Here is a 19,784-nt window from a genome sequence, read left to right on the forward strand (position 1 = left end):
TAGAGGTGGAAATATGGAAAAATGGTTTAATGTAGGTAAAATTGTGAATACACACGGTGTCAAAGGAGAATTGAAAGTGGTATCCAGTACAGACTTTCCTGAAGAGCGGTATCAAAAAGGCAACACACTTCATCTTTTCCTTCCCGAAAAAAAAGAGCCCATTGAGGTAATTATCGCCTCACACAGGACGCATAAAAATTTTGACCTTCTGACATTTGAGGGATATAACGATATCAATCAGGTTGAAGCATTCAAAGAAGGTATACTTAAGGTACAGGAAAATCAACTGCAGTCACTTGAAGAAGGCGAGTATTATTATCATGAAATCATCGGCTGCAAAGTTGTGACCGGCGATGGTACAGAATTGGGGACGGTCAAGGAGATTCTGAGTCCTGGAGCGAACGATGTATGGGTCGTGAAGGGGGAAAGAGGGAAAGAGCACTTGATTCCTTTTATTGAGGATGTGGTCAAGGAAGTCGATCTCGAAAAAGGATTGATCCTGATTGAACCGATGGAAGGGCTTCTTTCATGATGAAAATTGATGTATTATCACTATTTCCTGCAATGTTTGAGGGTATATTTGGAGAGTCTATTCTGAAAAAAGCCAATGAAAAGCAGGCTGTTACGTATAATGTGGTCAATTTTCGCGGGTTTGCTGACAATAAACATGGCCAGGTTGATGATTATCCATATGGAGGCGGAGCAGGCATGGTCCTCAAGCCTCAGCCGATCTTTGATGCGGTGGAAAGCTTGAAGAATGAAAATGAATCAAAACCGCGTGTCATACTTATGTGTCCCCAGGGGGAGCGTTACACTCAGTCAAAAGCAGAGGAATTGGCGAAGGAAGAGCATCTCATTTTTATCTGCGGGCATTATGAGGGATATGATGAAAGAATCAGGGAACATGTCGTCACCGATGAGATTTCGATTGGAGACTATGTGCTGACAGGCGGGGAGCTGGGCGCGATGGTTGTCATCGACAGTGTCGTCAGGCTTCTCCCGGGGGTCCTGGGTAACGAAGATTCGCCTGTGAAGGATTCCTTCTCATCCGGACTTCTGGAGCATCCCCATTATACGCGTCCTGCTGATTTCAGGGGAATGAAAGTCCCTCCTGAGCTGATCTCCGGCAACCATCGCCTGATAGAAGAGTGGAGAGAGAAAGAAAGCTTAAGGAGGACATTTGAAAGAAGACCTGACCTATTGGAAAACCAAACTTTATCCGAAAAACAAAAACGATGGATAGAGGAATGGGAAAAGTCTAGATAATCTATTGCATCCTGATATTCAGTATGTTAATATATTCTTTGTGGCTTGAGGGCTATTCCTCAAATCACTGATCCCGATGTTCCGCTGCAATCCATCGCTTTTGTAAGAGCATCTGTTGGAAGGAGTTGAATAAGATGCACAAATTAATCGAAGATATTACTAAAGAACAGCTTCGCTCTGATCTACCATCTTTCCGTCCTGGTGATACAGTACGTGTACACGTTAACATCGTTGAGGGTACTCGTGAACGTATTCAGGTATACGAAGGTGTAGTAATCAAACGCCGCGGAGGCGGTATCAGCGAAACATTCACTGTTCGTAAAATTTCTTACGGTGTAGGTGTTGAACGTACTTTCCCGGTACACACACCTAAGATTGCTAAGTTGGAAGTTATTCGTCGCGGTAAAGTCCGTCGTGCGAAACTTTACTACTTGCGTAACCTTCGCGGTAAAGCGGCTCGTATTAAAGAAATTCGATAATCAAGATTGTTTGAAAAGGAGCTTGGAGACAAGCTCCTTTTCTTCTTGTTTAACCGCTCATATCTAAAGGGATGAGTCCGACGGGGGCCAGGTGCGCACCCTGCTGGACAGATCCGGTCTGCAATCGATAAACTGTAAGATTGGGGCTAATGGAGTAATTCCACCTTTTATAATGAGAAAAAAAGGATTTTCTAGTAGAATAGAAAAAGATAGGAAATTACATTGGGTGGTGGATGTGTTGGTTAAAGAGAAAAACGAATGGTGGGAGTGGATGAAAGCCCTCTTGATTGCGGTGGGTCTGGCAGCTATTATCAGATATTTTTTATTTGCACCGATCGTGGTAGACGGCTTATCTATGACACCTACTTTGGAAAATGGGGACCGTATGATTGTCAACAAGCTTGGTGATCCGGACCGTTTCGATATCGTCGTTTTTCATGCCCCGGAGCACAAGGATTATATCAAACGTGTGATAGGGCTTCCTGGAGATAAAATAGAGTATAAAAACGATACATTATATGTGAATGGCAAGGCTATTAAAGAACCTTATTTGCAAGAATATAAAGATCAGGTCAGCGAAGGGCCTTTAACGGAAGATTTCTCCCTGAAGGACATTATTGACAGGGAAACCGTACCGGAAGGCGAAATTTTCGTAATGGGTGATAACCGGAGATTCAGCAAGGACAGCCGTCATATCGGGACTGTTCCTTTTGAAGAGGTAATCGGCGACACCAAGTTCATCTATTGGCCTGTTAAAGATATAGGAATAGTGGAATAATAGTAAAAATGTAAGTTTGGAGGTGGTCATATGACGATTCAATGGTTTCCTGGACATATGGCTAAAGCCCGCAGGCAGGTAACAGAGAAATTAAAGCTGGTCGATATCGTCATCGAACTGGTGGATGCACGCATCCCTTTATCATCGAGGAACCCCATGATTGAAGAAATCATAGGCCAGAAACCGCGTCTGGTCCTGCTTAATAAAGCAGATATGGCCGATCCCGTGAAAACAGATCAGTGGATTACATATTTTGAGGAACAGGGCATCAAAGCACTTGCTGTCAACGCGCAGGGCGGTAAAGGGCTTCATTCCATCGTCCAGTCAGCGAAAGATATACTCAAAGAAAAGTTTGACCGCATGAAATCCCGCGGTATGAGACCGCGTGCCATAAGAGCGATGATTGTCGGTATACCCAATGTCGGTAAATCAACTTTAATCAATCGTCTGGCGAAAAAGAATATTGCCAAGACAGGGAATACCCCGGGGGTGACGAAAGCCCAGCAGTGGATTAAAGTGGGCAAGGAACTCGAACTTCTTGATACCCCTGGAATATTGTGGCCGAAATTTGAAGATGAAAGTGTAGGCTATAAACTTGCTCTTACAGGGGCAATAAAAGATACGATTTTGAATTTACAGGATATCGCTTTATTCGGATTGAATTTCCTTGAGGCCAACTATCCTGAGCGCTTGAAAGATCGCTACAGCCTTGATGAGATACCCGAAGAGATCCTGGCGAAATTCGATGCAGTCGGTAAGAAGCGCGGATGCCTGATGGCTGGAGGAGAAGTTGATTATGACAAGACTTCCGAAGTCATCATCCGGGATATAAGGAATGTTCAGCTTGGTCCGATGACGTTTGACATGATTAAAGAATTGGAAAGTGGCGATATATAATAAACAGAGGCTCTTTAAAGAGATGAACGCTCTTTTTGGAAGCCTCTTTATTTTATTGAATCATTTCCGATAATAAGAAAAGGAGAACGACCTAATTGGATATCAACAGTATGACAATAAATGAAATCAAGTCGCTAGTGGAAAATATATCTTCAAATGACCCACTATTTGAGCAATTACATAGTGATAATAGAAAAGGTGTACAAAAAATTTTAGAAAGCCGCAAACGCAAACTCCAAAAGCTGAAAAAAGAAAAAGAAGAGTTTGTAAAGCTGACTTTATTTGAAAAAAAGCTTTTTAATGAAGGTTTTTCGTTGATTGCCGGTATAGATGAAGTCGGCAGGGGCCCGTTGGCAGGGCCTGTGGTTGCCGCTGCGGTTATATTGCCCGGCGAGTTTTATCTGCCAGGTCTGAATGACAGTAAAAAGCTGTCTGTATCAAAACGGGACGAGTATTTCCAAATCATACAGGAAAAAGCTCATTCCATTGGAATCGGAATGATTGAGCCAGGGGAAATCGATACAATTAATATTTATGAGGCGACTAAGAAAGCAATGCTTCTTGCCATTTCAAATCTTGATTGCAATCCTGATTATCTTTTAATCGATGCGATGAAACTTCAGACGCCATACCCGCAGGAATCGATCATCAAAGGTGATTCTAAAAGCATTTCAATCGCCGCAGCTTCGGTCATTGCCAAAGTCACACGTGACAATCTGATGAAAGAATACGCCGCGCAATACCCAGGCTATGGGTTTGAACAAAATGCAGGTTATGGGACGAGAGAGCATTTAGAAGGACTTCGTTTAAAAGGAATCACACCGATACACAGAAGGAGTTTTGCTCCTGTTAAAGATTATGAACTAAAAGGGTGAGGGAGTAATGAAAATGAATGATATTCAAGGCGCATACAATTCTCAAGCTTCATCCAAAATGACCAGCGGACCGTTTGCTCTTCAAAACGGAAGAATCCTTCATGTTACTGTAGGGAAGCTCCTTGGTGAAGGGATGGCGGAGGTGTCGGCAGCAGGACGGAAATTCATCGCGAAGCTCGATGCACCTCTAGAGGCAGGCAGGGAGTACTGGATGAGAGTACAACAGACCGAGGATGTGTTGAGCCTGAATGTGATTCAACGAATTTCAGGAATGAAAGATAGTATGGAAGCGGCGCAAGCGTTGATCCGTCAATTTCATTATCAGACATCTGACAAAACACTTCTGGATTCAGTCAGCAAATTGATTGACAACGACATTCCGATCACAGGTGAATTGATGAAGTTTATATCTGAAAAAGTAAATGGGGAAAACGCGAATATAAGGCTTCCAGTATTGATGCATATGCTGAAAGCCCGTCTGCCATTGTCAGATAAGGTGTTGTTATCCCTTGAGGCAGGAAAGGGTCAGGAAACAATCAGCGGGCTCCTGAACAGACTGAAAGAACGTCTGTCAGCCTTGGGAGGCGCTCATGATACTCTGGAGCTGATTAAAAGGATCCAGAACCCACTGGGATCATACTTTTCCAAGCAAATGACGGTTAAAGCAATGGTGAATGCTTTGAATCAGTCTGAACCCTTTTCCGTAAGGCATGCGAGTTATGAATTATTACAATCCCTAGGTATCCTGCCCAAGGGTACAAGATTCCAGAATATGGAATCAGAGTTGAGCCTTGCTCTTTCATCCTCCATTCAGAAAAACGGAGCAACTCCCAAACAGATTCTAGATTTAATCGGCAGCATGAGGGATCTGCTTTCTCACCCGCTGAATGGTGCCCTGCAGCATGATATTGATGGGGTGATTTCTGCATTAACCAAGGAATCCGGCAGGGGAGGCAAGGCAAATAAGGCCATGGTAGATCTAGCGTTGAACACCATCCACAGGCATTCACCCGCACTCTCAAAAGAAGGTGCAATGGAAAGGATTATCGGAAATTTAGTGGATTTGATGAAAGGTTCAGATAAGCAGCTTCTGGAAAAGAATTATTCTGCTATGCTTTTAAAATGGGAGATGAGTCCCTCTCTTTCGAATGAAGGAAAGATATTCAACATGCTGAATGCAGGTATTGAAGAAGGAATGATGTCCACCCTGAAAGGTAAAGAGCTGGGGCAGGTCTTAAAAAGGATGATTCAGACTCTCGGTTTGAATTTTGAATCACAGCTCCATAGTCAGCCGGATGCTGATTTTCAACCTCTTAAAGAGAAACTGATCAGGCTGATCATTCAGAACCCTGTCCCGGAAGTACGGGAGCTTGCAGAAAAGCTTGTCCATAAATTGAATCATCCTGCATTGGTGTCATGGGAGCAGTCATCCGTATTGAATATCATCCAGCAGTTCCCGCTCTATTTATTCGGTCGGCAGACAGATATTACTGTACAGTGGACGGGCAGGGAGAAGGAAAAAGGCAGGATAGACAGTGACCACTGCCGAATTCTGTTCTATCTTCATTTAGGAAATTTAAATGAAACGCTTGTTGATATGAACGTTCAAAATAGAATCATTTCCCTGACAATCTGGAATGAAAATGAAGGAATGAACGATTTAGCCCAATCATATATTCCAGTCCTTAAGGAATCCCTTCAACCGATGGATTATCAACTTACTTCAGTGAAATTCAAGAAAGTGAATGACCAGGACTCCATATCCCAAAAAAGAATACACGAGATGCAGGCAATCACTTATTCGGGAGTTGATATGAAAATATGACATCATTTCCAAGAAAAGAAGCAGTCGCACTCGGCTATGATCAATCCTCGGAGTCAGCGCCGAGAGTGTTGGCCAAAGGGAAAGGGATCATTGCCGAGAATATCATTTTGAAGGCTGCTGAAAACGGTGTTGCTATTCAGGAAGATGAAAGCCTGTTAGCATTGTTGGGCAAGATCGATGTCGGCGAATCGATACCTGAAGAGCTTTATGGGGCTGTAGCCGAGGTATTTGCTTTTGTATATAAATTGGATAAAGAAATCGGGAAAAGAAAAACCTGATAATTGGAAATAGTGAAAAAAGGGCGAAAAATAACTTTACAAGTATAATAAAATGCTGCAAAAATTAACTAATTAACCCGGTAAATATTGTGAAAAAGTGCAATCTCTGTTCAGAATTTTTAAATTAATATAATATTTTTAGCATAATGGTAGACAGATAATCTGTCATTTTATACAATGAAAGCGCAGTCTATTTTTTGAAGAGTTTGATAGGAGGATGGAAAATGAATATCCATGAATATCAAGGTAAAGAAATCCTCAGAAATTACGGGGTGTCCGTACCAAATGGTAAAGTGGCTTTCACTGCTGAAGAAGCAGTAGAAGCGGCTAAAACGCTTAATTCCAGCGTTTATGTAGTAAAAGCACAAATCCACGCAGGAGGTCGCGGAAAAGCTGGCGGTGTCAAAATCGCTAAGAGCCTTGACGAAGTGCGTACATATGCAGAAGAGTTAATTGGAAAGACTTTGGTCACTCATCAGACAGGCCCGGAAGGTAAGGAAGTAAAGCGCTTACTTATCGAAGAGGGCTGTGACATCAAGAAAGAATACTATGTCGGCCTGGTTTTGGACCGAGCGACTTCACAGGTTGTCCTGATGGCATCCGAGGAAGGCGGAACGGAAATCGAAGAGGTGGCGGCAGCTACTCCAGAAAAAATCTTCAAGGAGTATATTGACCCGGTGGTCGGGCTGACTGGTTTCCAGGCACGCCGTATCGCATTCAACATCAATATCCCAAAAGAACTTGTCAACAAAGCGGCTAAGTTCATGCTTGGACTTTACAACGTTTATATCCAAAAGGATGCTTCAATTGTTGAAATCAACCCATTGGTCGTTACAGGCGATGGAAATGTAATGGCTCTTGATGCGAAATTCAACTTCGATTCAAACGCATTATACCGTCAAAAGGATGTCATGGAATTACGTGACCTTGAAGAAGAGGATGCAAAAGAAATCGAAGCTTCTAAATACGACTTAAGTTATATTTCTCTCGATGGAAACATCGGCTGCATGGTAAATGGAGCAGGTCTTGCAATGGCAACGATGGATATCGTCAAGCATTATGGCGGAGATCCGGCTAACTTCCTTGATGTTGGGGGCGGTGCAACTGCTGAGAAAGTAACGGAAGCATTCAAAATCATCCTTTCAGATGAAAATGTGAAAGGGATCTTTGTCAATATCTTTGGCGGAATCATGAAATGTGACGTCATTGCCACTGGTGTTGTTGAAGCAGCTAAGCAAATCGGACTTGAAGTACCATTGGTTGTAAGACTTGAAGGTACAAATGTGGACCTTGGTAAAGAAATCCTTAATAAGTCCGGATTGAATATTATTGCAGCTGAATCAATGGCAGACGGCGCACAAAAAATCGTTGAGCAAGTAGGCTAAGAAAGGCGGGGGAAAAATGAGCGTATTTATTAACAAGGATACAAAGGTTGTTGTACAGGGAATCACTGGTTCAACAGCTCTATTCCATACAAAGCAAATGCTTGAATACGGTACACAAATCGTAGCGGGTGTTACACCTGGTAAAGGCGGAACCGAGGTTGAGGGCGTACCTGTCTTCAATACTGTGGAAGAAGCTAAGAAAGCTACCGGCGTCAATGCTTCGGTCATCTATGTTCCAGCTCCATTTGCAGCAGATGCAATCATGGAAGCTGTTGATGCTGAACTTGATTTGGCAATTTGTATAACAGAACATATCCCGGTACTGGATATGGTCAAGGTAAAGCGTTATATGGAAGGAAAGAAAACTCGTCTTGTAGGACCGAACTGTCCTGGAGTCATTACTCCTGAAGAATGTAAGATTGGTATTATGCCAGGATACATTCATACAAAAGGACATGTGGGAGTTGTTTCACGTTCCGGCACTTTGACGTATGAAGCAGTTCATCAGCTTTCACAGGCTGGCATCGGTCAGTCAACTGCTGTCGGTATCGGGGGAGACCCGGTTAACGGCACTGACTTCATTGATGTTTTAAAAGCATTCAATGAGGACGAAGATACCTATGCTGTCATCATGATCGGTGAAATCGGAGGAACAGCCGAGGAAGAAGCAGCTGAATGGATCAAAGCCAATATGACTAAGCCTGTTGTAGGATTCATCGGTGGACGCACTGCGCCTCCTGGAAAGCGTATGGGACATGCAGGTGCCATCATTTCAGGCGGAAAAGGAACAGCTGATGAAAAGATCCGCGTAATGAATGAATGCGGTATTCAAGTTGCTCCTACCCCTTCAGACATGGGAGAAACATTAATCAAGGTCCTTAAAGAAGAAGGAATTTTCGAAAAGTGTAAAACACATTAATTTTCATATAAGAGGCTGGGCCCTTAGCTTTCAGCCTCTTATTCCTATTTTGAATCAACTAATCAGCAGGAGGTTTTTAATGAAGGAAATCACACGTTTACTATTTCATATGCAGCACTGCAGGGGTCTTGGAATCAAAGGAACAAAACGACTGCTTTCGCAAATATCCGACCCGTTGATGATCTACAGTTTATCCTCTTCCACCATCAAGCGCTTATCAGGCTCCACAGCCCCTAATACTGAATTATTCCATAGCGATTTTCACAATTTCCAGATTGATCATTATGAAGAATACTACCAGAATAACGATATCCATTGGTTATCAATTTATGACGAAGATTACCCCGAATTATTAAAAAATGTTTATGACCCTCCTTTTGTTCTTTTTATTAAAGGCAGAAGGGAACTCCTGAAATTCCCCAATAAGCTTGCTGTGGTAGGGTCAAGGCAGGCCACCTCCTATACTGAAGATAATCTCAGGACTATGATGCCGGGGCTGGCAAGAAAAAATATCGTGATTGTCAGCGGCCTTGCCAGGGGTGCTGACACGATTGCACATAAAACAGCAATCCGCTCAGGCGGTCATACCATAGGGGTCATTGCAGGTGGATTCCACCACATATACCCCAGTGAAAACAACAAGCTTGCCGAGTACATGATGAAGCAGCAACTCCTCATTTCTGAATACCCTCCTGAAACGAAACCGCAAAAATGGCATTTCCCATTTAGAAACAGAATCATAAGCGGCCTTTCCCGTGCAATTTTGGTGACTGAAGCACAAAAAAAGAGCGGTACGTTTATTACAGCTGATTATGCTTTGAATGAGGGCAGGGAAATCCTGTGCATTCCGGGTTCAGTTAACCAAAAGCTCTCAGAAGGGACAAATGCCTTGATAAAAGAAGGAGCAAAGATGGTATTATCAATAGAAGACATTTTTTTCGAGCTCGATGTATAAAGTTACAGAAATTTATATACAATCATGTAATAAAGTTGCTGTTTTTCCATCAAATAGAGAAATTAACGCATTAATTTATACAAAAAGGTTGCAATTCTTTGTAAACTGTTATACATTTTGCAACAGGTATCGAAAACAATAGAAGAGAACTTAAGAAGTTTACTGGAGCAGCGGCTCCGCACTGAATGGGTACTGTATAGAAGAATGTGAAACCGTTTACGCCGGTGTTTTTATACAGGTTTAAAAATAGACAGTGAATTATTTTCCTCTTCAAGGAGGCATATTGGATGGCAGATTATTTAGTAATAGTGGAATCGCCGGCAAAGGCGAAAACGATTGAACGTTATTTAGGAAAAAAATATAAAGTACGTGCCTCCATGGGACACGTAAGAGATTTACCCAAGAGTCAAATGGGTGTAGATGTCGAAAAAGAATTCGAACCTAAGTATATAACGATACGCGGGAAAGGCCCTGTGTTGAAAGAACTGAAAACAGCCGCTAAAAAAGCAAAAAAGATTTTTCTGGCGGCCGACCCCGATAGAGAAGGGGAAGCGATTGCCTGGCATCTCGCCCACAGTCTGGATATGGACACGGACTCACAGTGCCGGGTAGTTTTCAATGAAATCACAAAAGATGCGATAAAAGAGTCATTTAAGCATCCCCGCCCGATCAATATGGATCTTGTCGATGCTCAGCAGGCTCGAAGAATACTAGACAGGCTGGTCGGATATAACATCAGTCCCTTGCTTTGGAAGAAGGTAAAGAAGGGACTGAGTGCCGGCAGGGTTCAATCTGTTGCAGTGAGGCTGATCATAGACCGCGAAAACGAAATCAAAAATTTCGAGCCGGAAGAATATTGGTCCATCGAAGCAGAATTTAAAAAAGACAAAGAAACATTCCAGGCATCCTTCTATGGGATTGATGGAAAAAAAGTGGACTTGAAGACGGAAGAAGAAGTGAAGTCAGTGCTTGCACAAGTAAAAGGGAAATCCTTTGAAGTGAACAAGGTGACGAAAAAAGAAAGAAAGCGTAATCCAGCGCCTCCTTTTACAACTTCCTCACTCCAGCAGGAAGCGGCAAGGAAATTGAACTTCCGTGCCAAGAAAACGATGATGCTTGCGCAGCAGTTATATGAAGGTATTGCGCTGGGCAAAGAAGGTACAGCCGGTTTGATCACTTATATGCGAACCGATTCTACGCGAACTTCAGAAGTGGCTCAAAAAGAAGCAAACGAATTCATCACCTCGAAATATGGTGCGGATTTTGTAAGACAATCGGAAAGAAAAGAAAAGAAACAGCAAAAAGCGCAGGACGCACATGAAGCAATCCGTCCTACAAGCACATTGAGGGACCCCGGTTCGGTAAAAGAGTTCCTTTCAAGAGACCAATACCGCTTGTATAAACTGATATGGGAACGTTTTGTTGCCAGCCAGATGGCACCCGCCATCATGGACACCATGAGTGTAGACCTGGTGAATGGACCAGTCTATTTCAGGGCAAACGGCTCAAAAGTGAAATTCCCGGGATTCATGAAGGTATATGTAGAAGGCTCTGACGACCAAAAGGAAGAAAAAGATAATCTACTGCCAGAGCTGAAAGAAAACGATAAAGTGAAGAGTGAATTAATCGATCCTAAACAGCACTTCACTCAACCACCTCCAAGGTATACGGAGGCAAGGCTTGTCAAGACGCTTGAAGAACTGGGAATAGGCCGCCCGTCCACTTACGCGCCTACACTTGATACAATCCAAAGAAGGGGATATGTCTCCCTTGATAATAAAAGGTTTGTTCCAACCGAACTTGGAGAAATTGTTTTAGAACTTGTAAGAGAGTTCTTCCCGGAAATCATTGATGTGGAATTCACTGCCAACATGGAAAGAAGCTTGGATGATATTGAAGATGGAAAAGTGAAATGGGAAAGAATCATTGATGAATTCTATAGGGATTTCGAGAAACACTTGGTCATTGCTGAAAATGAAATGGAAAAAATCGAGATCCGTGATGAGCCTGCAGGCGAAGACTGCGAGCAGTGCGGACATCCCATGGTCTTCAAGATGGGCCGGTATGGAAAGTTCATGGCATGCAGCAATTTCCCAGACTGTCGGAACACAAAGCCGATCGTGAAAGAAATAGGCGTTAAATGCCCTAAGTGTGAGAAAGGAAATATAATAGAAAGAAAAAGCAAAAAGAAACGGATTTTTTACGGATGTGATCAATATCCGGAATGTGATTTCCTTTCATGGGATAAACCGATCGAAAGAAAATGTCCGAAATGCTCTGAACTGCTTGTTGAGAAGAAGCTTAAAAAAGGTAATCAGATACAGTGTACAAACTGCGATTACAAGGAAGAACCGCAAAAATAAGAAGGAAGTCAGCAAAAAAGATTGCTTCTTTCCTGCGGTACTTATACAATGTAACGAGGGACTGTCCCAAAAGGCAATCATTCAATTGCCTGCCGGGTCAGTTCTTTTCTGTTTTGATTATGTTGTAAATGAATTATCATTTTTGTAGAAATTATACAAAAGGCATTCCTTGATCTTTATTCCCTATTTCAGTGAGGGAGTTACAGCAAGTAAAATGACAGAATGCTTTTAAGTTTTTAAACCATTTATGTTGTTATACAATTCAAATTGGATATGATGAAATTATGGGAATGCGCAGGAGAGCGGTTTACCCGAGGGTGTCGGAAACAATTCAGAACTTTGTGAAAAAAATGTAAAATTAATTGCATGGGCAGCAAGGTTGTGTTACTATTTAGTAGCCCTTGTGAGGTGTTCACTATATGTCAAATACTTTATCTGAACAATTACAGTCTTTTATTGAATATTTACAAATAGAAAAGCAATATTCCACCTATACTTTTGAACAATATCGTCATGATATAGAGGAGTTCTACGTATTTATGAAAGAACAGGGTCTTCATTCCCTGAAAGATGTGGAATATTCAGATGCGAGGCTCTTCTTAACCGTCCTTCATGAACGAAAGCTGATGAGAGCCTCCATTTCAAAAAAAATATCGAGCCTCAGAAGTTTTTACCGATTTCTTAATCGTGAAGAAATGCTTGAAACAAACCCTTTTTCTTTTGTCAATCTTCCCAAAAAGGAAAAGCGGCTCCCAAGATTCTTTTACGAGGAAGAAATACAGGTCCTGCTGGAGGCTTGTAACGGAGAATCGTTATTGGATCTCCGCAACAAAGCACTCTTTGAACTTTTATACGGAACCGGGATCCGTGTGAGTGAATGTGCGAATCTTCAGATGAAGGATATAGATCTGGCATTATCCACGATCCTTGTAAAAGGGAAAGGGAATAAAGAAAGGTATGTCCCTTTCGGTAGCTTTGCTCAAGATGCATTGACTGCATACATAAACCAATCACGGCCATCGCTTATGAAAGATCAAATTCATTCAGCCGTATTTGTCAATCAGCGGGGCGGGGCCCTTACTTCAAGGGGAATCCGGCTTATCCTGAATAAGATCATTGAAAATGCATCCTTAAAAGGCAAAATCACTCCGCATAAATTAAGACACACCTTTGCTACTCATTTATTGAATAATGGCGCGGACCTCAGGTCTGTGCAGGAACTTTTGGGGCATGCTGATCTATCTGCAACCCAGGTCTACACGCATGTGACGAAAGATCAGTTAAGAAAAACATATCTGGCACATCATCCGCGTGCTTAAAATTGGAGGTCATACAATGGAACAATTCCACGCAACCACTATCTTTGCTGTACAGCATAAAGGCGAGTGTGCCATGTCCGGAGACGGCCAGGTGACATTCGGAAATGCAGTCGTGATGAAACATACTGCAAAAAAAGTGCGCAAACTGTTCAATGGGAAAGTGCTGGCCGGCTTTGCCGGCTCGGTTGCGGATGCTTTTACATTGTCTGAGAAGTTTGAAGGGAAACTCCATGAATTCAACGGCAACCTGCAGCGTGCTGCTGTAGAGCTTGCAAAGGAGTGGCGCAGTGACAAAGTATTGAGAAAGCTTGAAGCAATGCTGATTGTCATGGATGAAAAACATTTGCTTCTTGTATCCGGAACAGGAGAAGTCATTGAGCCGGATGATGGGATCTTAGCGATTGGTTCAGGCGGGAATTATGCATTATCAGCCGGACGTGCATTGAAGCAGTATTCTGGAGAGCACCTGTCTGCAAGGGAAATTGCGAAAGCATCACTGCAGATCGCAGCTGATATATGTGTTTATACCAATGAACAAATCATTGTAGAAGTGTTGGAATAGCTCAAAAAAATTTTTTCACACGATAGAAAAGTTAGGAGTGTGTCATTTGAAAAATAATGCTGAGCAATTGACCCCAAGACAGATCGTTGAAAAATTAGATCAATATATTGTAGGGCAAAAAGATGCGAAGAGAGCTGTGGCGGTCGCGCTAAGGAACCGTTACAGAAGAAGTCTTCTGACAGAAAACATTAAAGATGAAGTAATTCCGAAAAACATCCTCATGCTTGGCCCCACAGGGGTAGGTAAAACGGAGATAGCAAGAAGGATTGCTAAATTGGTACGTGCCCCTTTTGTGAAGGTTGAAGCAACAAAATTCACTGAAGTCGGCTATGTAGGCCGTGACGTGGAATCGATGGTAAGGGACCTTGTAGAAACGGCTGTAAGGCTTGTTAAAGAGGAGAAGATGGCAGGAGTGCGCGAGCGTGCTGCTGAAAACGCTGAAATCCGCCTTGTTGAACTGCTTGTCCCTTCAAAGAGGAAGTCGTCTTCCTACAAAAACCCTTTTGAAATGATTTTTGGAGGCAACGGAAACGGCCAGCCTTCCGATGAAGATCAGGAAAAGCAGGAAGAGTTGTCTTTGAGGGAGCAAAGAAGAAGGGCAGAACAAAAGCTGAAAAACGGCGAGCTGGAGGAGGAGTTCATCTCCGTTGAAGTGGAAGAACAGCAAGCTTCCATGTTTGACATGCTTCAAGGTTCGGGCATGGAACAAATGGGCATGAACATGCAGGATGCCTTGAGCAGCTTCATGCCCAAGAAAAAGAAAAAGAAGAAGCTTAAGGTTAAGGAAGCGAGGACAGTCCTTATTAATGAAGAAGCTCAGAAGCTGATCGATATGGATGAAGTTACTCAGGATGCCCTCATCAGGGCTGAGCAGTCCGGTATCATCTTCATTGATGAGATTGATAAAATTGCAAGCAAAGGGTCTGGCCAGTCATCGGCTGATGTATCGAGGGAAGGTGTTCAGCGTGATATCCTGCCGATCGTAGAGGGGTCGACGGTCGTGACTAAATACGGTTCGGTCAAAACCGATTACATGCTTTTCATCGGTGCGGGGGCCTTCCACATGTCTAAACCTTCAGACCTGATTCCGGAATTGCAAGGGCGTTTTCCGATCCGGGTGGAACTTAAGAAACTGTCGACAGAAGATTTTGTACGGATTCTAATTGAACCTGATAATGCCATCATCAAGCAATATATTGCTTTAATGGAAACAGAAGGTATACAAATTGAATTTTCTGACGATGCTATTCGTAGGCTGGCAGAAATAGCCTTCGAAGTGAACCAAAATACAGATAATATCGGTGCTCGCCGACTTCATACCATTATGGAAAAACTGCTTGAAGATTTATCCTTTGAAGCACCTGAAATTACGTTGGAGACAATTAAAATCACTCCTCAGTATGTGGATGATAAATTGGGCGCCATTTCAAAAGATAAGGATTTAAGCCAGTTCATCCTTTAAGTTTTTATTATCGATGATATGGGTATAGAAAAAAAGATTAGCGAATGAAGTAAAACTTATAAATAAAACAATAGATACAATTCAGTTGTACTAGGAGGAAATGAAAATGAACTTATTAGGAAAAACAAGAACAATCAATGCCATGCTTCAAAAGGCTGCCGGCAAACCGGTTAACTTTAAAGAAATGTCAGAGACCCTCAGCGGTGTAATCGAAGCAAATGTATTTGTGGTAAGCCGCCGCGGAAAACTACTTGGATTTGCAATCAACCAGCAGATAGAAAACGAAAGAATGAAGCAGATGCTTGAAGACCGTCAATTCCCTGAAGAATATACTCAAAATCTTTTCAATATACAGGAAACATCTCCAAACCTTGATGTTGAAAGTGAATATACTGCCTTCCCGGTTGAAAACAGAGAGCTATTCAAAAACGGTTTAACTACAATCGTACCGATTATCGGCGGAGGAGAGCGTCTCGGGACCCTGATCCTTGCAAGGCTGCAGGCAAGCTTTGAAGATGATGATTTGATTCTTGGCGAATACGGAGCAACAGTTGTAGGTATGGAAATTCTCCGTGAGAAAGCAGAAGAAATTGAAGTGGAAGCTAGAAGCAAAGCGGTCGTTCAAATGGCTATCAGTTCCCTGTCGTATAGTGAGCTGGAAGCGATTGAACATATCTTTGAAGAACTGAATGGAAACGAAGGCTTATTGGTAGCTTCTAAAATTGCTGACAGAGTGGGTATCACCCGTTCGGTCATCGTAAATGCCCTTCGTAAACTTGAAAGTGCCGGAGTAATCGAATCCCGTTCATTGGGCATGAAAGGGACATACATCAAAGTCCTTAACAATAAATTCCTGCTCGAACTAGAAAAACTTCGTACAAATTAATGATTAGTGATAAAAAATCCGTTATTCCTTTCATGGAATGACGGATTTTTTTATTTATGGAAAAGAATAAGCCTGGGTGTTCAGATGTTTAGCATAATATAAAAAAATTCCTCAATGGTGCTAAAATTTTCTTTTATTTGAACAGCAGTCCGTCTTGCTCGTGATTGGAGTATCAATTCAGGAGATAATCAGCTGATTGTGCAGGTATTAAGCTGTCTGATGAAAAGGTTGTATACATAGACAATTATTAGGTAGTAAATAAGCCGAAAGGACTATGAAAGGACAAGTGATGGGTCTTGTCTTCTATAATATGGGTAGTAAAATTAAGATGTTACATTTCTATTACGACTTTTTTCGACACCATTACAATGGCATCGAATAAGTATAATGAAAACATTCAAAAGTAATAAAAATCATAGAAATTGTGTATTGAAATGTCGATTAATTGGAAAAATATTCAGCTAGAGGAAATATGGAGTCGCTGATAAAATTAACCATGTAAAACTTTGTAATGTTGTGTAATTGAAATGAAACACTGGAGTAATGATGAATAAAAATAATTTCCAAAAATAGGTCATTTTATAGGTTTAAAGTCATTAATTCTTCATTTTTCGACGATTTTCGTTAAAAAATACTGAATATTCATAGACACTATTCGACCTAAACATTACAATAAGGACGGAAAGAAGTTATATTTGTAAAAATATCCGGATCTTACTAATTATATGGATAGAGGTGCTTCAGGTGAAATTATTTTCCAATACGATTACAAGTCTAGAAAGGGGCCTGGACTATGCCTCTTTAAATCAGAAAGTAATCTCTCAAAACATAGCAAATGTCGATACTCCAAACTACAAAGCAAAAGAAGTAGATTTTAAGACCGTTCTGAATCAAACTATGCAATTGGATGCAAAAAGAACAGATTCAAGGCATTTCACATTTAAGTCTGCTGATACACATCCTGCTGTGAAGTCAAGAAATGCCTATCAATTCAACCATAATGGAAACGGGGTTGACCTGGACAAGGAAATGTCAAACATGGCAGAAAACCAAATTTATTTCAATGCGCTTTCAGATCGGATCAATGGAAAGTTCAACTCTTTGAAAACAGTTATCAGGGGAGGTAAGTAGCATTGTCCATTTTCACTAGTTTAAACACTACATCTTCCGCACTGACTGCTCAGAGATTAAGAATGGATGTCATATCATCCAATATGGCAAATGCAGATTCCACGAGGGCAAAGGTAAATGCAGATGGTGAGTGGGAGCCGTATAGAAGGAAATCGGTTGTAATGGAACCCAAGGAAGCGGGTTTTTCATCCTTTCTTAATGCAGCCGTTAATAAAGGGGCTCATTCCGTTGGACAGGGTGTCAAAGTATCCAGGATACAAGAGGATGATACGACTCCCTTTAAAATGGTCTATGACCCGGAACACCCGGATGCTGATGAAGAAGGGTATGTAGAGCTTCCCAATGTCGACCCTCTCAGGGAAATGGTCGACCTGATCTCAGCTACACGCTCTTATGAAGCAAATGTCACTGTGTTCAATGCAAATAAATCGATTCTGATGAAATCACTTGAAATAGGTAAGTAGGGAGGAAGCACTCATGGCCATACATAGTATAAGTTCGGTCAATCCGAATTTTTTAAGTCCGTCGTTAAGCAAAAAACAAATTTCACCTTCAGATGCCACAACTAATTTCGGGCAATTGCTGAAAAAATCAATTGAAGAGGTCAATCAAACACAGATTCAATCAGATAGAATGACAGAAAAACTGGTGCGTGGTGAAAATGTCGATCTTCATCAAGTAATGATCGCTTCGCAGAAAGCAAGTATCACTCTTCAGACAACAATGGAAGTACGTAATAAAGTGGTTGAGGCGTATCAGGAAATAATGAGAATGCCAATGTAATAGAAACGTGTAGTCGAGTACCGGAGGATTGTAATGAATGAATCGTTTAAGAACTATACAAATCAAATAAAGACATATTGGACAAGCAGAACGAGAAAGCAAAAAGCCGGCATGGGAGCTGTTTTGCTTTGCAGCATCATTATCATAAGCGCTGCCGTTTTTTTTATGACAAAAACACCGATGGCGCCCTTGTATAAGAATCTGTCCCCATCAGAGACAGGCTCCATTAAGGAAAATCTTGATGGCAGGGGAGTTCCATCCCAGATTACAGAGGGAGGGACTGCCATTCTCGTTCCTTCTGAACAGGTAGACACTTTAAAAGTGGAGCTTGCAGCTGAAGGAATTCCAAATTCCGGCAGCATAGACTACTCTTTTTTTAGTAAGAATGCCGGTTTTGGAATGACAGATAATGAATTTAACGTAATGAAGCTTGATGCAATGCAGACAGAGCTTGTAGATCTGATTAAAGGGATAGAAGGCGTAAAAGATGCAAAGGTCATGATTAATCTGCCGGAAGAGCAGGTGTTCCTCAATGATGATGACCAGAATGCTTCTGCATCTATTGTTCTGAATACGAATCCTGGATTTAATATGGACCAGCGTCAAATAAAATCTCTGTATCATCTAGTATCGAAGAGTGTTCCAAACCTGCCTACTGAGAATATCGTCATCATGAACCAGTTTTTTGAGTATTTCGATTTAGAATCTCAAAATAATTCCATGAGCGGAAACATCGCCCAGCAAATGGATGTGAAAAAGGAAATCGAACGGGATATCCAGCGTCAGGTTCAGAATATGCTCGGCACACTTATTGGTTTTAATAAAGTAGTGGTTTCAGTATCGACTGATATTGACTTTACCCAGGCGAACCATGAAAAAAACATGGTAACGCCTGTTGATGAAGAAAATATGGAAGGAATCGCCGTAAGCGCACAGAGAATCACGGAAACCTTTTCGGGAGAAGGTGCAGGTCCGGGAGGTGTGCCTTCAGGAGAAGACACAGATGATACCCTTGATTCCTATCAAGAAGGAACTGGATCAAACGGTGATTATGAAAGAATGGAAGAAACGATCAATAATGAGGTCAATCGGATCAGGTCCGAAATCGTAGAGAGTCCATACAAAATACGTGACCTGGGGATACAGGTGATGGTGGAGCCCCCGAACCCCGAGGACGAGAATTCACTTCCCCAGGACCGGATTGATGATATACAAAAGGTTCTATCAACCATCGTGAGGACTTCCATCGATAAGGAAGCTTCCCCGGAACTGACAGACGAAGATATAGAAGATAAGGTTGTCGTTTCAGTACAGGAGTTTAATGGAAAGATGGAATTTGAAGATGATACGAAGCAAGGAATTCCTTGGTGGGTATATGCCATTGGCGGCATCCTGCTGGTCGTCATTCTATTGCTGATATTCTTCCTGCTGAAATCACGCAAGAAGAAGGAAGAGGAATTGTACTTTGAAGAGGAACGCATCCCTGCTGAAATCCCTGAAATCGAACCAAAAGAAGAAACGGATGGTTCGATCAGGCGTAAGCAGCTTGAGAGAATGGCAAAAGAAAAACCGGAAGAGTTCGCCAAATTACTTCGAACTTGGTTAGCTGATGAGTAGAAGG

Annotated in this window: 20 protein-coding genes; all 20 read left to right on the plus strand. The window is 42.0% G+C overall.

The features are described from left to right. Positions 1-13: 13 nt before the first annotated feature. The 20 genes from rimM to fliF all read left to right on the plus strand — a co-directional run bounded on the left by rimM (position 14) and on the right by fliF (position 19,780). The gene (gene rimM / locus ACKA06_RS03325; protein WP_032088856.1) at positions 14-532 is read left to right on the plus strand and encodes a ribosome maturation factor RimM; all 519 of its coding nucleotides are present in this window, start codon (positions 14-16) and stop codon (positions 530-532) included. Beyond that, entirely contained in the window at positions 532-1,266 is a 735-nt protein-coding gene (gene trmD / locus ACKA06_RS03330; protein WP_214874195.1) for a tRNA (guanosine(37)-N1)-methyltransferase TrmD, read from the plus strand. The genes rimM and trmD overlap by 1 nt, the downstream gene beginning before the upstream one ends. 134 nt (positions 1,267-1,400) lie before the next feature. Beyond that, entirely contained in the window at positions 1,401-1,745 is a 345-nt protein-coding gene (rplS, locus tag ACKA06_RS03335; protein ID WP_032088854.1) for a 50S ribosomal protein L19, read from the plus strand. 238 nt (positions 1,746-1,983) lie between these two features. Next, on the plus strand, positions 1,984-2,523 hold the full coding sequence (gene lepB / locus ACKA06_RS03340) for a signal peptidase I (RefSeq protein WP_058298734.1): 540 nt from the start codon (positions 1,984-1,986) through the stop codon (positions 2,521-2,523). A gap of 30 nt (positions 2,524-2,553) precedes the next feature. Continuing rightward, positions 2,554-3,420, plus strand: a complete 867-nt coding sequence (gene ylqF, locus ACKA06_RS03345; RefSeq protein ID WP_214874012.1) for a ribosome biogenesis GTPase YlqF — start codon at positions 2,554-2,556, stop codon at positions 3,418-3,420. A gap of 101 nt (positions 3,421-3,521) precedes the next feature. Next, a complete protein-coding gene (locus tag ACKA06_RS03350; RefSeq protein WP_411159038.1) occupies positions 3,522-4,295 on the plus strand; it encodes a ribonuclease HII in 774 nt (257 codons plus the stop codon). 13 nt (positions 4,296-4,308) lie between these two features. Further along, entirely contained in the window at positions 4,309-6,120 is a 1,812-nt protein-coding gene (locus ACKA06_RS03355) for a hypothetical protein (RefSeq protein ID WP_214874013.1), read from the plus strand. Continuing rightward, positions 6,117-6,398, plus strand: a complete 282-nt coding sequence (locus ACKA06_RS03360; RefSeq protein ID WP_032088851.1) for an EscU/YscU/HrcU family type III secretion system export apparatus switch protein — start codon at positions 6,117-6,119, stop codon at positions 6,396-6,398. Before ACKA06_RS03355 ends, ACKA06_RS03360 begins: the two co-directional genes overlap by 4 nt. A 224-nt stretch (positions 6,399-6,622) precedes the next feature. Continuing rightward, on the plus strand, positions 6,623-7,783 hold the full coding sequence (gene sucC, locus ACKA06_RS03365; protein WP_032088850.1) for an ADP-forming succinate--CoA ligase subunit beta: 1,161 nt from the start codon (positions 6,623-6,625) through the stop codon (positions 7,781-7,783). A gap of 16 nt (positions 7,784-7,799) precedes the next feature. Continuing rightward, the gene (gene sucD, locus ACKA06_RS03370) at positions 7,800-8,702 is read left to right on the plus strand and encodes a succinate--CoA ligase subunit alpha (protein WP_032088849.1); all 903 of its coding nucleotides are present in this window, start codon (positions 7,800-7,802) and stop codon (positions 8,700-8,702) included. A gap of 79 nt (positions 8,703-8,781) precedes the next feature. Beyond that, complete coding sequence (gene dprA, locus ACKA06_RS03375; RefSeq protein ID WP_214874015.1) at positions 8,782-9,657, plus strand: DNA-processing protein DprA; 876 nt, start codon at positions 8,782-8,784, stop codon at positions 9,655-9,657. A gap of 287 nt (positions 9,658-9,944) precedes the next feature. Continuing rightward, on the plus strand, positions 9,945-12,020 hold the full coding sequence (gene topA / locus ACKA06_RS03380) for a type I DNA topoisomerase (protein ID WP_032088847.1): 2,076 nt from the start codon (positions 9,945-9,947) through the stop codon (positions 12,018-12,020). A 419-nt stretch (positions 12,021-12,439) separates the two neighbouring features. Beyond that, the gene (gene xerC / locus ACKA06_RS03385; protein ID WP_214874016.1) at positions 12,440-13,339 is read left to right on the plus strand and encodes a tyrosine recombinase XerC; all 900 of its coding nucleotides are present in this window, start codon (positions 12,440-12,442) and stop codon (positions 13,337-13,339) included. Between the two features lie 16 nt (positions 13,340-13,355). Then, on the plus strand, positions 13,356-13,901 hold the full coding sequence (gene hslV, locus ACKA06_RS03390) for an ATP-dependent protease subunit HslV (RefSeq protein WP_058298408.1): 546 nt from the start codon (positions 13,356-13,358) through the stop codon (positions 13,899-13,901). A gap of 46 nt (positions 13,902-13,947) precedes the next feature. Next, positions 13,948-15,363, plus strand: coding sequence for an HslU--HslV peptidase ATPase subunit (hslU, locus tag ACKA06_RS03395; RefSeq protein WP_032088844.1), 1,416 nt, complete (start codon positions 13,948-13,950; stop codon positions 15,361-15,363). 106 nt (positions 15,364-15,469) lie between these two features. Then, on the plus strand, positions 15,470-16,249 hold the full coding sequence (gene codY / locus ACKA06_RS03400; RefSeq protein WP_058298409.1) for a GTP-sensing pleiotropic transcriptional regulator CodY: 780 nt from the start codon (positions 15,470-15,472) through the stop codon (positions 16,247-16,249). A 744-nt stretch (positions 16,250-16,993) separates the two neighbouring features. Further along, positions 16,994-17,380, plus strand: coding sequence for a flagellar basal body rod protein FlgB (flgB, locus tag ACKA06_RS03405; protein WP_032088842.1), 387 nt, complete (start codon positions 16,994-16,996; stop codon positions 17,378-17,380). Positions 17,381-17,382: 2 nt separating this feature from the next. Beyond that, positions 17,383-17,844, plus strand: a complete 462-nt coding sequence (flgC, locus tag ACKA06_RS03410) for a flagellar basal body rod protein FlgC (protein WP_032088841.1) — start codon at positions 17,383-17,385, stop codon at positions 17,842-17,844. Positions 17,845-17,857: 13 nt separating this feature from the next. Further along, complete coding sequence (fliE, locus tag ACKA06_RS03415) at positions 17,858-18,163, plus strand: flagellar hook-basal body complex protein FliE (protein WP_052011639.1); 306 nt, start codon at positions 17,858-17,860, stop codon at positions 18,161-18,163. Positions 18,164-18,196: 33 nt separating this feature from the next. Further along, entirely contained in the window at positions 18,197-19,780 is a 1,584-nt protein-coding gene (fliF, locus tag ACKA06_RS03420; RefSeq protein ID WP_058298410.1) for a flagellar basal-body MS-ring/collar protein FliF, read from the plus strand. Positions 19,781-19,784 lie beyond the last annotated feature (4 nt).

Origin of the sequence: Rossellomorea oryzaecorticis, assembly GCF_045897515.1 — a bacterium.
GTDB classification, from domain to species: Bacteria; Bacillota; Bacilli; order Bacillales; family Bacillaceae_B; genus Rossellomorea; species Rossellomorea enclensis.